The sequence below is a fragment of the Leifsonia sp. ZF2019 genome, from assembly GCF_019924635.1.
Classification (GTDB): Bacteria; Actinomycetota; Actinomycetes; order Actinomycetales; family Microbacteriaceae; genus Leifsonia.
Genome location: NZ_CP065037.1, coordinates 1004056 through 1017747, shown reverse-complemented (window position 1 = coordinate 1017747; position 13692 = coordinate 1004056). Strand labels below are relative to the sequence as shown.

Sequence of the window (13692 nt, the reverse complement as noted above, 5' to 3'; positions counted from 1 at the left end):
TCAGCCGATCCGCTCGATGGCCGGCAGTCGGTAGCCGCCCGAGAGCACGGCGGCTCCCGGCGCGTACATCCGCATCATCGGGCGGAAATTCCCCGCAGGCGTCGGCAGCCAGTTGGCGGCCGCCGTCGGATCGGTCGGTCGGGTGGCGCTCATCGTGATGGTCAATCCTCCGTCGTCGTCGTACACGATCCCCCGGGTACGGTCTCCGATCGAGTACCGCTCCGCCGCATTCGCGACGAGGAAGAACCCCGGGAGGTCGTACATGGTGAGGGACCAGAAGGCGCCGACCGGCGGGGTCGGCGCGAGGCGCAGCCGGTACACGTGCTCACCGCTGAGCAGCGCGCCGTCGGCGTCCTCGTACGTCGCGGAGTAGGCCGCCTCGTAGCCGTGGTTGCCCCACAGCCCGCCGAGCGCGGCCCCGGCGCGGACGGCGTAGCGCGTCCGCGGGTCGTCGAGCTTCCAGGCCGGGTCGTCGAGCGCGCCCACCTCGAAGAAGTCCAGGTTGTAGTCGAAGGCGTGCAGGGTCGACTGCCAGTGGTCCACCAGAGGCGATCCGCTGCGCACGGACGTCTCCAGGGCCTCCCTGCCCACCGCGTACCCCGTCTCCAGTGCGGCGATCGTCTCGGAGGGGAGGTCGGCGACGGGCACCTCGCCGGTCAGCCCGAGCTCGGTGTAGGAGGCCAGCGCCTCCCGATCGCGCTCCGCCGGTGGAAAGACCTGCGACCACACGCGCAGCCGTTCGAAGAACGTCATTGCCTCCGTGCCCTGCGCCGGCGCCTCCGGTACTCCCGCCGGGGGGACCAGCGAGCGCAGCACGGGGGTGAGCGTGAGGGCGTCCTGCAGGGCGTGCACCGCGGGGAGGTCCTCCGGGCCGTCGACCGCCCAGCGGCCCACGATCGTCGCGATCCGGGTGGGGAACCGCACGGCGGTGACATCCGGGCGCTCGTAGTCGGCAGCCGCGCCGGCGCCCATCCCGGAACCCGTGCCGTCCGGGGGCAGCAGGAGGTACTCACGCGCCCCAGCACCGGTCGCGCGGGTACCGATGTACGCGAAGTTGTTCGTCCACGCGTCGACGAACTGGAGGACGTGGTAACGCTCCCCCGCATCGGGGACGCCCAGGAGGACCGGACCGACCCCGAGGTCGATCTGCGCAACGGAGTACACGGTGTCGTTGTTGATGGAGACGAATCGCTCACCGGGACCGGCCAGCGCACGCGCGTGACAGAACGTGTTGAAGGGGGCGGCCGGGAGCGCGCCGAGCCCCTCGCGGACAGACCGATCGACCTGCTCGAGACCGAAGACGAGCGGGAACCCGACGACATACGCCTCGGACGCCAGGACGGCCAGATGCGCGGTGGGCTCGTGCCCAGCGGAACCGGGGCCCGGTGCGTCGCTCACGATCGATTCGTGCTCGGTCATTCCACCACCTCACTCGTCGGGCGGGATGCCATTCTACAGAACGTAGAAGAACAGTGGCTGACCTCAACTCTACGCGGCACGAACCGGGCGCGGAATGGAAAAAGACCCCCCACGCACCCGCCAGAGCCCGGTTACCCTTGCTGCGTTTCCGCCCTGGGGGAGTTGGCCTGGATGGCGCCACGTGGGGAGCCGGAGAACAGTCTAGCGGGTCGGACTGAGAGGGCGTGCACAGAGCGCCCCTCGACGTCCGCTAGGATATTGTGAGCCATCGCCCGCAAGGCGGTGGCGACCCAGGAGAATTCGCCTAGTGGCCTATGGCGCACGCTTGGAAAGCGTGTTGGGTGCAAGCCCTCGGGGGTTCGAATCCCCCATTCTCCGCCATTGTCTTGAGTCGCGACATAGGTCTCACCTGAGTCGCGTCTTAGGTCTCACGTGAAGAAGCCCTCGGCCATCGGCCGGGGGTTTTCTCGTTGTTGCGCCAGTAGCTGCGGGTGGGGTCGATGGTGTGGGTGGAGAGGATTTCGCCGGTGTTCAGGGCGATGACGGTGACGGTGGTGTCGTCGGCGAGGGCGAGGATGCGGGTTCCGCGGTGGTGGTAGCCGATGCCGAGGTGGTGCATTCGGCCGGCGCGGCGGAGGCTGACTTTGCCGCCTGTTCCGACGAGGTCGTAGCGGATGCGGTAGTGGCCGGGGGTGCGGGCCTGGGCGGGGAGCGCTTTCGGGGTGGCGCGGAATGCTTGCCCGGGTGTCTGCCGGTTCAGGGCGCGGTGGGGGCGGTGCTCGTTGTAGTGCTCCCGGAACGCGTCGAGCTGAGTCTGGAGCTCGGTCAGGGTGTCGGCGGCGGGCCGTGCGGTGAGCCAGCGTTTGAGGGTTTGGTGGAAGCGTTCGATCTTGCCTTGAGTTTGCGGGTGGCTGGGTGAGCCGTTCTTCTGGGTGACGCCGAGCAGGGGGAGCAGGTATTCGAAGGCGTTGCGGCCGCCGCCGAACCGGGCGGTGTAGACCCTGCCGTTATCGGTCAGGGTGGAGGCAGGGATGCCGTGCCGTTCGGTCGCGGTCAGGAAGCTGGTGACCACGTCGTCGCCGGTGACCGGGCGGTGTGCGGTGCAGGAGAGCAGGTAGCGGGAGTGGTCGTCCAGCCAGTTCAGGATCTCGATATCGGTGCCATCGGCCAGGCGCCAGTGGGTGAAGTCGGACTGCCAGGTCTCGTTCGGTTGCGCGGCCTGAAACCGGAGGTAGGAGGAGCGGGGCCGTTTCCGGGGTTCCGGGGTGATGAGCCCGGCGGTGTGGAGGGTCCGGCGGATCGTCGAGGTCGACGGAGCCTGCAGGTTCTCCTGTTCGAGGTGCCAGGCGATGGTGACCGGGCCGGCATCCAACCCGTTCCCGATCAGCTCAGCTCGCAATTGCAGGATCCGTTCCCGGACTTCGTCCGCGGTTCGCTGCGGGCTGGTGTGCGGGGCTCGGGAGCGCGGTTCGACCGCGTCCAGGCCGCCGTCTCGGTAGCGTGCGAGCAGCCGATGCAGGTGCCGGCGGGAGAACCCGTACTCGGCAGCTGCCGCCGTCACGGTGAGCTGTTTGGACACGATCTTCATCACGGCGACCCGAGCCTTCGACATGCCACCGACTGTGACGCATGTCCCGACTCACCAGGGACCTATCAACTGAGACCTATGTCGTGAACCCAGACACCCCATTCTCCGCCATTTTTGCGTCGCGAGTCCCGCGCCACATTCGTCACGAATGCGCGGATTGCCGCGGCCGACGTCGACATTCGTCACGAATGTTCGCGCGGAGCCGACGTCACAGACGACGCGCACATTCGGCACGAATGTGGACTCTGAAGCGCTGTGAGTCGACATTCGGCGCGAATGTGCGCGGCGTCGTGCGGCGGCCGGTCAGCCCTGGAGCAGGATCTCCGTCCACGACACGGCGGGCAGCTCGATGCGCAGGGTGGAGCCGTCGCGCGTGAACGGGAGGTCGGCGAGGGAGACGCGGTCGGGGTCCTCGAGGGTGTTGGCCGCGTCGAGGTCCGGGTCGGTCAGCGTGCGGGCGGAGACGGTGAGGCCGTCGAGGTCCGCGCCGAGGTCGGCGAGGTCGACGACCAGCTCCGTGGCGGAGTCGACGGCGCGGCTGACGGCGTAGATCGCGTAGCGGCCCGCCTCGGCGTCGTGCGTGGCGACGGCGTCCACGAGCGGCACCTCGCCGAAACGCTCGGTCGCGTAGGTGCCGCTGGTGACGTGCACGTCGAGCGAGACCCCGCGGCCGTGGGCGGAGGTGGCGGCGAACGGGAAGAACGTGGTCTGGCGCCACGCCGGCCCGCCGGGCTCGGTCATGATCGGGGCGATGACGTTGACGAGCTGGGCGAGGGAGGCGCTGGTCACGCGGTCCGCGTGCTTCAGCAGGGTGATGAGGAGGCTGCCGAAGACCACCGCGTCCGAGACGGTGTAGGTGTCCTCCAGCAGACGCGGGGCGATCGGCCAGTTGTCGACGCCGGCGATGCGGTCGACGGTCTCGAACCGGGTGTTGTACCAGATGTTCCACTCGTCGAAGGAGATGTCGATCGTCTTCCGGCTGCCGCGCACGGCCTTCACGTGGTCGGCGGTGGCGACGACGCTGTTGATGAAGTAGTCCATGTCGACGCCCGAGGCGAGGAAGGCGCCGAGGTCGCCCGTGTTCTCGTAGTACGCGTGGCACGAGATGTACTCGACGTCTTCGTAGGCGTGGGTGAGCGTCACGCGCTCCCACTCACCGAACGTCGGCATGGAGGAGCTGGAGGAGCCGCACACGACCAGCTCGAGGTCCGGGTCGACCATCTTCATGGCCTGCGCGGTCTTCGCGGCAAGGGTCCCGTAGTACTCGGCGGTGGAGTGCCCCACCTGCCACGGGCCGTCCATCTCGTTGCCGAGGCACCACATCCGGATGCCGAACGGATCGGTGCGCCCGTTCGCGATGCGCTGCTCCGAGAGCGCCGTGCCGCCGCGGTGGTTGGCGTACTCGAGCAGGTCGAGCGCCTCCGCGACGCCGCGCGTGCCGAGGTTGACGGCGAGCATGAGCTCGCTGCCCACCTTGTCGAGCCAGTCCTGGAACTCGTGCAGGCCGATCTCGTTGGTCTCCGTGGAGTGCCAGGCGAGGTCGAGGCGCGTCGGACGCTCGTCGCGCGGGCCGACCGAGTCCTCCCACTTGAAGCCCGAGACGAAGTTGCCGCCCGGGTAGCGAACGGTCGAGACCCCGAGCTCCTTCACGAGCTCGATCACGTCGGTGCGGAAGCCGTCGGCGTCGGCCGACGGGTGCCCCGGCTCGTAGATGCCGTCGTACACGGCGCGCCCGAGGTGCTCCAGGAACGAACCGTAGAGCCGCGGGTTGATCGTGCCGATGACGGCGGAGGGGCGGAGGGAGAGGTGTGCAGTGTTCATTCGTTCTTCCGTCGGAGGTCGGGCGGTCAGGCGTTCAGTCGGTCATCAGTCGGGGAGGTCGGGGAGGCGCCGCCGAGGCGCCGCGCGTGCTCGCGGTAGCGGTCGGCGACCGGGTTGGGCACGCGCAGCAGGCCGTGCGGCGACTCGACCAGGTCGTGGAGGCCCATCGTCAGCAGATGGTCGGCGCGCGGGGCCTCCGTGTGCCGCCAGGTCCACTCGTACATGTCGAAGAGCGGCCACCAGACGTAGCCGACGATGTCCGTCCCGCCCGCACGCATCCGCTCCACGAGCGCGAGCGACTCGTCGAGCCACTCCAGACGCTCGGCGACCGTGCCGGTGACGCAGGTCTCGGTGACCATCACGGGCGCGCCGTAGCGCGCGGCGAACCCGAGGAGCGCCTCCCGCAGTCCGTCGGTGCCGCGGTCGACGCTGGGCCGCGGGTCGGCGAAGCCGCCGCCGTGGCGGACCCCCGCCTCGAAGAGCTCGGTCGAGTGCCGCGGGTAGTAGTTGACGCCCATGACGTCCGGGTGGACGGCGTTGGCTCGGAACCACTCCAGCTCCGCGTCGGAGACGGCCGGCGCGAGACGGTCGCGCAGCGGGTGCGCCGCATCCACCCGCCCGGTGACGAGGTCTTCGACGAGGTGCACCTGGTGGCGCAGTCGCTGGGCCTCCGCGCGGTGCTCCGGGGCCGCGTCGTCGCCGACGAAACTCATGGCGGCGTCCACGTGCACGAACACCGCCCGCTCGCCGACGACCGAGGCGATGGCCTGCTGGCTCCGCACGAATCCGCGAGCCAGGTTCGCCGCGATTCGCGCGAAGCCCTCCGCGCCCTCCAGGTAGGGGGGCCAGTAGCCGTACTCGCCCGAGAAGAGTGCGTGGATGACCGGCTCGTTGACCGGCGTGTAGTCGGTCACCCGGTCGCCGTAGCGCTCCGCGAACCGGCGCGCGTACTCCTCGACGTGGAGCGGGTAGTCGGGATGCGCGAACTGGCCGTCGAGCCACAGCGGTGTGCCGTAGTGGAGGAGGTCGATGATCGGACGGATACCGTGCGCCAGCATCGACGCGATCGCCCGGTCCGTCCACTCCCAGTCCCACACACCGGGCTGCGGCGCGACCCAGTACCAGGGGACGCCCCAGCGCAGCACCTCCGCGCCGACGTCGGCCGCGAGGGCGAAGTCCGCGTCGAAGCGCTCGTAGTGCTCGGTCAGCTCGTACTCGTCGATCGCCCGCTCCCCCGGCCGGGCCTGCGGGACGAACGTGTCCTCGATCCCGAGGCCGAGGTGGAGGCGGCCGTCCTCGAACCAGCGCGCGCCCATCACTTGAGCCCCGTCGTCGCGACGCTCTCGATGAAGCGCCGCTGCATGATCAGGAACATCACCGCGAGCGGGAGGACCGCGATGAGCGAACCGGCCATCATCGTGCCGTAGGGGATGATCCCGCTCGGGCCGGTCAGCAGTGTGAGCCCGGAGGTGATGGTGCCCATCTCGGGCGACGTCGTGAACACGAGCGGCCACAGCAGGTCGTTCCAGTTGTTGACGAATGTGAAGATCGCGAGCGTCAGCAGCGCGGGCACCGCGTTCGGCAGCACGATGCTGCGGAAGATGCGGAACTCCCCGGCGCCGTCGATGCGCGCCGCGTTGTCGAGGTCGCGCGGGAGCGAGATGAAGAACTGGCGCAGGAAGAAGATGCCGAACGCGTCGGCGGCGCGCGGGATGATCAGGCCGGCGAACGTGTTGACCCAGCCCAGCTGGGCGACCAGCTGGTAGACGGGGATCAGCGTCGCCTGGAACGGGATCATCAGACTGGCGACGATCACGATCAGCAGCACCCGGTTGCCGCGGAAGTCGAGGCGGGCGAGCGCGTAGGCGGCGAGCGAGTCGAACACGAGCGCGAAGACCGTGACGCCGCCCGCGAAGACCAGGCTGTTGAGGAACAGCCGGCCGAACGGGAGGTCGCTGAAGATCTTCGTGAAGTTGTCGAAGGTCCAGGTGCCCGGGAGGAGCGTCGGCGGGTAGGCGTTGATCTCGGCGGCCGGCTTGAACGCCGTGAGCACGATGATGACGACCGGCAACAGCACGATGAGGGTCAGTGCGAGCACCGCGGCGAAGAGCAGCCAGCGCTCGGCGGTGCGGCCGAGGCGGCGACGGCCGCGCATGGGTGTGCGGTCGGTGCCGGTGCGCGGCCGGGTGGCGACGGTGGTCATCAGGCGTTGTCCTTCTCGCGTCGTCCGAAGAACCGGAACTGCACCAGGCTGAGGATGAGGGTGGCGGCCAGCAGCACGTACGAGAGCGCCGTGGCGACGCCGAGGTCGAGCTTCTTGAAGCCCTCCGGGTAGATCTCCATCACGACCGTCTGGGTCGATCGGTAGGGCCCGCCTCCGGTCATGACGTAGATCTGGTCGAACGCTTGGAGGGCCGCGATCATCGCGAACACGACCACGAAGGCGAGCGTGTTGCTCAGCTGCGGGAGCGTGACGTTGGTGAAGCGTCGCCAGGCGCCGGCGCCGTCGATCTTCGCCGCCTCGTAGAGCGACTCGGGGATCTCCTGCAGCCCGGCGATGAAGATCACCATGTAGAAGCCGAAGCTCTTCCAGATCGCGACCAGCACGACGGTGGGCATGGCGAGAGCCGGATCCTGGAGCACGTTGCCGAGCTGGATGCCGACCGATCGCAGCCAGTAGTTGAGGAGGCCGACCTGCGGGTCGAGGAGGTAGGTCCAGGCGAACGCCGCGACCGCGAGCGAGACGATGAACGGCAGGAAGAGGGCCGTGCGGAAGACACCGCGGGCGATCAGGCGGCGGTTGCCGAGCAGCAGCGCCAGCAGCAGGGCCGCGATGAGAGCGGTCGGCGTGAAGAGCACCGTGTAGAGCGCGGTGTTGCCCAGCGTCGACAGGATGCGCGGATCGGTGAACACGCGCACGTAGTTGTCGAGCCCGACCCACTGCTCCAGCCCGAAGCCGCTCGCGTTCGTGAACGACAGCCGCAGCGCCGAGAGCATCGGCCAGCCGACGAAGGCGATCAGGATGACGAGGGCGGGCAGGAGGAAGAGGAGGGCGATCGGCGCCGTGGCGCCGGAGCGCCGTCGGCCGCCGAGCGGGGCGGGCGGGCGATACGGTCGCCGGCGCTCGCGGGTGCGGGTGAGAGAGGTCATGGTCGCTTTCGTGGGGTGGGCGGCCGCCGCGGGGAGGCGGCGGCCGCCCGGGCGGGTCAGTTGTCGAGCGCCTGCTGCACCTGGCTGGAGGCCGACTTCAGCAGATCGGCCGGGTCGCCGCCGGTGAGCGCCTTCTGCGTGGCCTCATCGACCGCCGACAGCACGTCGGTGCTGTTGGCGACGCCGGGCAGCAGCGGGCGGGCGTCGCCCACGAGGTCGGTGAGGGACGCGACGACGGGGTTCGACGAGACGGCCGACGAGGGGATGTCGGTGCGGAGGGGCGGCCAGCCGGAGCCGAGCGACCACTTCGTGGCCACCTCCTTGGTGAAGAAGTAGTCGAAGAACTTCTCGGCGGCGGCCTTCTTGGCCGAGTCGGCCTGCGCGGTCACGGCGGCGGAGATGCCGATGGCGGAGGAGGCGGACCCCTTCGGGCCGGCGGGGATGCCCGCGATGCCGTAGTCGATCTTGTTCTCGGTCGCGACGGACGCCATCCACGGTCCGCCGATCTCCATCGCGGCCTTGCCGGAGGAGAACAGCTTGTCGGAGGCGACGCCGTCGAGGCCGGTCGGCGAGATCTTGCCGTTGCGCACGGCGTCGGCCCAGTACGTCAGCGTCTCGGTGTTGGCCTTCGAGTCGAGAGCCGACTTCGTGCCGTCGACGAGCTCGCCGCCGTTGCCGTAGAAGAGGCTCGCCCAGACACCGTTGCCGACGGTGGCGTGATCGGGGAGGGCCAGGCCGTACTGCTCGGGCGTCCCGTCTCCGTCGGCGTCGACCGTGAGCTTCTTGGCGTCGGCGACCCACTCGTCCCAGGTCGTCGGGAAGGTGGAGATGCCCGCCTTCTCGAAGAGCGTCTTGTTGTAGATGACCGAGAGGGGGACGAATCCGGTCGGGACGCCGTAGTAGGAGCCGTTCACCTTCTCCATCTCGACCGCACTCGCGTTGAGGGACGCCTTCTTCGTGGCGTCGCTCGCGTAGAAGTCGTCGAGCTTCGCGAACGCGCCCTTCGACGCGTAGACCGGGAGGTTCTCGGCCGGCATGGCGACGATGTCCGGGCCCTTCTTCGCCGACAGTGCGGGCAGGAGGGTGTCGCCGATGACGGCCCATGTCTTGGTGGTCGTCTTGATCGTGATGGAGCTCTGGGATTTGTTGAAGTCGTCGACGATCTGGTCGAGCACTTTGCCGTCGGCCTCGGTGTAGCCGTGCCAGAAGGTGAGGGTGACCGGGCCGGATGAGTCCGAGCCCGTCGAGCCGGAGCAGCCCGCGAGCGCGAGGGAGACGCCGGCTGCGGCGGCGAGCGTCGCAAGCAGTTTCTTCATTGAATGCCTCTCGTGTGTCCGATCGCGCCGTGGATCGGATCGGGTTTACAACGCTGCAATTCCAACGTTGTAGAAGCGATTGTACAAACGCGGCATCCCTCCGTCAACGTCGTTCGCCCGCCGACTCAGACCGCGGTGACGGAGGAGGCCCGCGCCGCGACGGGAACCGGGGTGGACTCCCGCTCGACGAGACGTGCGGGCACGTCGAAGAGGCGGGGTCCCACGTCCGCCGGCACCCGGCCGGCGATCCGCTCGACCAGCGCCTCCACCGCGATCTCGGCGACCCGCGCGCGGTTCGGGTCGACGGTCGTGAGACTCGGCATCGCGAACTGCGACTCGGTCACGTTGTCGTAGCCGATCACGGCGACGTCCTCCGGCACGGCGATGCGATGCTGGGCCAGCGTGCGCAGCGAACCGAGGGCGAGCTCGTCGTTCAGGGCGAGCACGGCATCGAAGCCCACGCCACGGTCGAGCAGTTCTTGCATCGCCTCCGCTCCGTCGCGCCGGTGCCAGCCCTCGCGCGCCACCACGAGCGCGGGGTCGAACGCGATCCCTGCCTCGAGCAGAGCCTCCTCGTAGCCGCGCAGACGCAGCGCGGCGGAACCGACCCGCTCGCCCTCGTGCGCGCCGAGCACGGCGATCCGGCTGCGGCCGGCTGAGAGCAGACGGCGCGTCGCCATCGCGGCTCCCTCGACGTTCTGGATGACGACATGATCGGTCGGCCCGTCGAAGATCCGCTCGCCGAGCAGCACCAGCGGGTAGCCGACGTCCAGAATCCCCGCGTCCTCGTACGAAAGGCCGAGCGGCGAGAAGAGCAGACCGTCCATCATCGCGGTGCGCGATCCCGTCAGGAGGGCGACCTCGGCGTCGCGGTCGCCGCCGGTCTGCTCGATCAGCACGACATAGTCGCGCGCTCGCGCGGCCTCGAGCACCGCATCGGCGAGCTCGGCGAAGTAGCTGAACTTGAGCTCGGGGACGGCCAGGCCGATGACGCCCGTGCGACCGGCGCGGAGCTGCCGCGCGGCGAGGTTCGGCTGGTACCCAAGCTCGGCGATCGCCTCCCTGACCTTCTCCCTCGTCGACGGGCGCACGAACTCGAAGTCGTTCACAACGTTGGAAACGGTCTTGACGGATACCCCCGCCAAGGCCGCGACATCACGAAGCGTCGCCACCAGAGTCACCCCTTTTCGATCTCGGGCCATCCTATTCGCAGCGCGTCGGGTTCACACGGCAGCCGCGACGTCCTGTTGGATGGTCCCGATGAGCAAGAAGATGTTCGCACAGCTCTGCGCCACCGTGGCGATCGGGGCGATCACGCTCCTGGTGGGGCGCTCCCTGCACGACCTGGGGACGGTGATCCTGTTCGCCGTCGGTGTGCTCGCGACCGTCCTGAGCGCGTTCCGGGTCCGCAGCATCCGGGCCAGGGAGGTCGCCGCGAAAGCAGACCGTGTCCCCCAAAATGCCGCTACCGGAGGCGACGACCGATAGGCGAGGCTCGTTGCGATGACAGAGCAACGGGAACTCGGACGGGAGTCGGGTGTGATGCGCGAGACGGTGCTCCGCCCGTTCCGCCACCTGTTCGCCCGCGGGGTGGTCGCCATCCTCGCCCTGACCACACCGGTGTTCGCCGTGCTCTACTGGCTCAGCATCCCGACCGGCGGGTGGCCGCTGGTGCTGATCGCCCACGTGCTGGTGATCGGCGCCACGGTGCTGTCCGTGTTCTCCTTCTTCAGCGTCACGATCAGCGTCGGCGACCACGGCGTGCGGGAGCGCGGATTCTTCGGCCGCGTCGTGCAGGTGCGGCACGCCGAGGTGGGGTCGGTCCTCCTCGTGCAGCTCTATGAGAGCAGTACTCTCGACACCCTCCCCCAGCTCTTCGTCACCGGGCTCGACGGGCGCCTCCTCATCCGGATGCGCGGTCAGTTCTGGTCACTCGAGAGCATGGAACGCGTGGCGGAGGAGCTCGACGTCCCGGTCACCCGCCCCGCCGAGTCGATGACGCTGGCCCAGCTGCGGCGCACCTCGCCCGAGCTGCTGTACTGGTTCGAGCGCCTGCCCGCCCTGTTCGGTCGCTGAGAACGGGGCCGGCAGCGCGGCGGTCAGACCTGCGCGTCGGTGCTGATCGCGAGAGCCGGCGCTTCGGGCGTGCTGGACGGCAGCTCGGCGAAGCCCAGCCGTTCGTAGAACGCCCGGGCGCCGTGGTTGGTGGCCGACATCGTGAGGTAGACACCGGGGACACCGCGCTCCCGCAGGGCGTTCAGCAGGGTGCGGATCAGAGACCGCCCGAATCCCTGGCCCTGCAGCTCCGGGAGCAGGTCGATGTGGAGGTGCGCAGGATAACGGTCGACCTCCGGCACGATCGCCCCACGCACGTCCAGGCCGAAACCGATCACCCGGCGGTCCCGCTCGTCGCGTGCCGCCTCGAGCGGGTGCTTCGCGACGAAGCCGGGCAGCCACTCCGCCTCGTACCAGTCGGCGAAGGCCAGGCTGTCGGCGACGCCGATGACGTACCCGGCGACGTGGTCCCCGGTGTCGACGACGAATGCCAGGTCGGGCTGATAGGCGACGTAGGGGCCCGCGAAGATGTCGGGCAGCAGGTCGTCGCTCGAATACAGGCCGGTCGCGTCTCCCCCGCTGGCCCCGGTCCGCACGCACACGGCGTACACGTCGTCGCGGTCGGCCGGATGGTAGGGGCGGATCGAGCTCACCGTGAAAGTATGGCAGCGTGAGTCCGCACACGACCGCCGTGCCACGCAGCAAGGGGCTGCTCACCCCCTCCGACGACGAGCAGGTGCGGATCGAGCGCGTCTTCCCCGGCGACACCGCCGCCGTGTTCGTGCGCCACTACTGGCTGCCGCGCTGGTCACTCGCCGCAGGCAGGGTGCTGCGGCCGCAGGTGCTGGAGTACCCCACCGCGAACCTCGTCGTGGAACGGGAGGGCGGGTGGTTGTATCGCGCGAACCGTGGGCGCACGGAGCGCACGCTGCGCGGCTCGGGGTGGGCGTTCGGGGTGCTGCTGCGCCCGGGCGTCGCGCGCGCGTGGACGGGGTCATCGCTCCGGACGGCTCCGCCGTCGATCGCGCTGCACGAGCTGCGCGTCGATGGGACGGCGGCGCTCGTTCGCGCCGTCCAGGACGCAATGGCGTCCGGTGAGGACCACGCGGCCGTCGCCGTCGTCGAACGCTGGCTGGCACGACTCGAACCGCCGGACGAGGAGGCCCGCCTCGTCGACGCCATCGTGGCCGCCGTCGAGGAGGACCGCGACCTGCGACGCGTCGAAGACGTCGCGGACCGCTTCGGGCTCGGCGTCCGACATCTGCAGCGACTGGTCACAGGGCACATCGGCTTCGGCCCCAAGTGGCTGATCCAGCGGTACCGCCTGCAGGAGGCCGCCGCCGCGCTGCGCTCGCCCGTGCCTCCCGCGCTCGCGGAGCTCGCCGCCGGACTCGGCTACGCGGACCAGGCGCATTTCGGCCGCGAGTTCCGCGCCGTCATCGGATCGCCTCCGGGTGCGTACGCGGCGCGGGAGAGGGCACGGTGAGCGCGAGGACGGAGAAACGGACCGACCCGGAGGAGGTGCTCGCGCCCTGGCGCGCCCGCTGGTCGCTCATCGCGGACGGCGACCCGTTCGTGACCCCGTCGAGTGCGCTGCAGCCCGTCCGCCGGAACGGGCGGGCTGCATTCCTCAAGCGAGCGCTCGTCGACGCGGAGTCCGCGGGTGCGCGGGTGCAGCGCTGGTGGGGCGGCGACGGGGCGGCGGACGTGCTCGCGTTCGGCGGCGACGGCGATGCGCTACTGCTGGAGCGGGCCGAGGGATCGCGCTCGCTCGCCGCGCTCGCGCGATCCGGACCCGACGGGGACGACGACGCGACCCGCATCCTGTGCCGAGCGGGCCTCCGGCTGCACGAGGCCGGGAGGGACCCGCGACCCGACGGGCTCATCCCACTCGCCGAGTGGTTCCGCGAACTCTTCGTGCACGCGGAGGATCGCCCGGACGACCACCACGGCCTGTTCCCGACGGCGGCGGCGACGGCCGCTCAGCTGCTCGCGCTGCCCGCCGAGGATGTCGTGCTGCACGGCGATCTCCATCACGGCAACGTGCTCGACTTCGGCGAGCGCGGCTGGCTCGCGATCGACCCGAAGCCCGTGCACGGCGCTCCCCTGTTCGACTGGGTCAACATCCTGTGCAACCCGGACGTCGACGTCGCTCTGCGGGCCGGCCGCCTGGAGCGCACGGCGGCCGTGATCTCCGCTGAGGTGGCCACCGATGAGGGGCTGCTGATGCGCTGGGCGCTCGCGTGGGCGGGGCTCTCGGCCGCGTGGAGCGAGCGGTCGGGCGAGGAGGCGGAGGTCGCCCTGGCCGTCGGCCGACGCGCCAGGGTGTTGCTCGGCGGTTGA

Annotated in this window: 13 protein-coding genes, 1 tRNA gene and 1 other RNA gene; 5 read left to right on the top strand and 10 right to left on the bottom strand. The window is 69.9% G+C overall.

The window, feature by feature from the left end; genetic code table 11:
* Both IT072_RS05135 and ffs read right to left on the bottom strand, forming a co-directional pair.
* Window positions 1-1419 carry a DUF1254 domain-containing protein gene (locus tag IT072_RS05135; protein ID WP_223359855.1) on the bottom strand — a complete coding sequence of 473 codons (1419 nt, stop codon included), beginning with the start codon at window positions 1417-1419 and terminating at the stop codon, window positions 1-3.
* A gap of 97 nt (window positions 1420-1516) precedes the next feature.
* An RNA gene (gene ffs, locus IT072_RS05130) (signal recognition particle sRNA small type) lies at window positions 1517-1613 on the bottom strand.
* A gap of 99 nt (window positions 1614-1712) precedes the next feature.
* On the opposite strand from ffs, the gene IT072_RS05125 reads away from it, so the two are divergent.
* Window positions 1713-1800, top strand: a tRNA-Ser gene (locus IT072_RS05125).
* 40 nt (window positions 1801-1840) lie between these two features.
* Here IT072_RS05125 and IT072_RS05120 read toward each other — a convergent pair.
* From IT072_RS05120 to IT072_RS05090, 7 genes are all read right to left on the bottom strand, one after another.
* The gene (locus IT072_RS05120; protein ID WP_223357653.1) at window positions 1841-3031 is read right to left on the bottom strand and encodes an IS481 family transposase; all 1191 of its coding nucleotides are present in this window, start codon (window positions 3029-3031) and stop codon (window positions 1841-1843) included.
* A 279-nt stretch (window positions 3032-3310) separates the two neighbouring features.
* Window positions 3311-4828 (bottom strand): arabinosylfuranosidase ArfA, encoded by a 1518-nt coding sequence (gene arfA, locus IT072_RS05115; protein ID WP_223359854.1) that lies wholly within the window; start codon window positions 4826-4828, stop codon window positions 3311-3313.
* A 26-nt stretch (window positions 4829-4854) separates the two neighbouring features.
* Window positions 4855-6144, bottom strand: a complete 1290-nt coding sequence (locus IT072_RS05110) for a family 1 glycosylhydrolase (RefSeq protein ID WP_223359853.1) — start codon at window positions 6142-6144, stop codon at window positions 4855-4857.
* On the bottom strand, window positions 6144-7031 hold the full coding sequence (locus tag IT072_RS05105) for a carbohydrate ABC transporter permease (protein ID WP_223359852.1): 888 nt from the start codon (window positions 7029-7031) through the stop codon (window positions 6144-6146). The genes IT072_RS05110 and IT072_RS05105 overlap by 1 nt, the downstream gene beginning before the upstream one ends.
* A complete protein-coding gene (locus IT072_RS05100; protein ID WP_223359851.1) occupies window positions 7031-7978 on the bottom strand; it encodes a carbohydrate ABC transporter permease in 948 nt (315 codons plus the stop codon). Before IT072_RS05100 ends, IT072_RS05105 begins: the two co-directional genes overlap by 1 nt.
* A gap of 56 nt (window positions 7979-8034) precedes the next feature.
* Window positions 8035-9294: an ABC transporter substrate-binding protein gene (locus IT072_RS05095; RefSeq protein ID WP_223359850.1), complete on the bottom strand. Its 1260-nt coding sequence runs from the start codon at window positions 9292-9294 to the stop codon at window positions 8035-8037.
* A 125-nt stretch (window positions 9295-9419) separates the two neighbouring features.
* Complete coding sequence (locus IT072_RS05090) at window positions 9420-10466, bottom strand: LacI family DNA-binding transcriptional regulator (RefSeq protein ID WP_223359849.1); 1047 nt, start codon at window positions 10464-10466, stop codon at window positions 9420-9422.
* Window positions 10467-10554: 88 nt separating this feature from the next.
* Here IT072_RS05090 and IT072_RS05085 point away from each other — a divergent pair, with 88 nt between their 5' ends.
* Window positions 10555-10782, top strand: coding sequence for a hypothetical protein (locus IT072_RS05085; protein WP_223359848.1), 228 nt, complete (start codon window positions 10555-10557; stop codon window positions 10780-10782).
* 15 nt (window positions 10783-10797) lie between these two features.
* A complete protein-coding gene (locus IT072_RS05080; protein WP_223359847.1) occupies window positions 10798-11370 on the top strand; it encodes a hypothetical protein in 573 nt (190 codons plus the stop codon).
* Between the two features lie 23 nt (window positions 11371-11393).
* Here IT072_RS05080 and IT072_RS05075 read toward each other — a convergent pair whose 3' ends face one another.
* Window positions 11394-12002 (bottom strand): GNAT family N-acetyltransferase, encoded by a 609-nt coding sequence (locus tag IT072_RS05075; RefSeq protein WP_223359846.1) that lies wholly within the window; start codon window positions 12000-12002, stop codon window positions 11394-11396.
* Window positions 12003-12019: 17 nt separating this feature from the next.
* Here IT072_RS05075 and IT072_RS05070 point away from each other — a divergent pair, with 17 nt between their 5' ends.
* On the top strand, window positions 12020-12835 hold the full coding sequence (locus tag IT072_RS05070; protein ID WP_223359845.1) for a helix-turn-helix domain-containing protein: 816 nt from the start codon (window positions 12020-12022) through the stop codon (window positions 12833-12835).
* Window positions 12832-13692 carry an aminoglycoside phosphotransferase family protein gene (locus IT072_RS05065; RefSeq protein WP_223359844.1) on the top strand — a complete coding sequence of 287 codons (861 nt, stop codon included), beginning with the start codon at window positions 12832-12834 and terminating at the stop codon, window positions 13690-13692. Before IT072_RS05070 ends, IT072_RS05065 begins: the two co-directional genes overlap by 4 nt.

Bases quoted from the DNA above. Each gene is read 5' to 3' on its own strand.
- IT072_RS05135 (WP_223359855.1), bottom strand. From the start codon at position 1,419: ATGACCGAGCACGAATCGATCGTGAGCGACGCACCGGGCCCCGGTTCC.
- IT072_RS05120 (WP_223357653.1), bottom strand. From the start codon at position 3,031: ATGTCGAAGGCTCGGGTCGCCGTGATGAAGATCGTGTCCAAACAGCTC.
- arfA (WP_223359854.1), bottom strand. From the start codon at position 4,828: ATGAACACTGCACACCTCTCCCTCCGCCCCTCCGCCGTCATCGGCACG.
- IT072_RS05110 (WP_223359853.1), bottom strand. From the start codon at position 6,144: ATGGGCGCGCGCTGGTTCGAGGACGGCCGCCTCCACCTCGGCCTCGGG.
- IT072_RS05105 (WP_223359852.1), bottom strand. From the start codon at position 7,031: ATGACCACCGTCGCCACCCGGCCGCGCACCGGCACCGACCGCACACCC.
- IT072_RS05100 (WP_223359851.1), bottom strand. From the start codon at position 7,978: ATGACCTCTCTCACCCGCACCCGCGAGCGCCGGCGACCGTATCGCCCG.
- IT072_RS05095 (WP_223359850.1), bottom strand. From the start codon at position 9,294: ATGAAGAAACTGCTTGCGACGCTCGCCGCCGCAGCCGGCGTCTCCCTC.
- IT072_RS05085 (WP_223359848.1), top strand. From the start codon at position 10,555: ATGAGCAAGAAGATGTTCGCACAGCTCTGCGCCACCGTGGCGATCGGG.
- IT072_RS05080 (WP_223359847.1), top strand. From the start codon at position 10,798: ATGACAGAGCAACGGGAACTCGGACGGGAGTCGGGTGTGATGCGCGAG.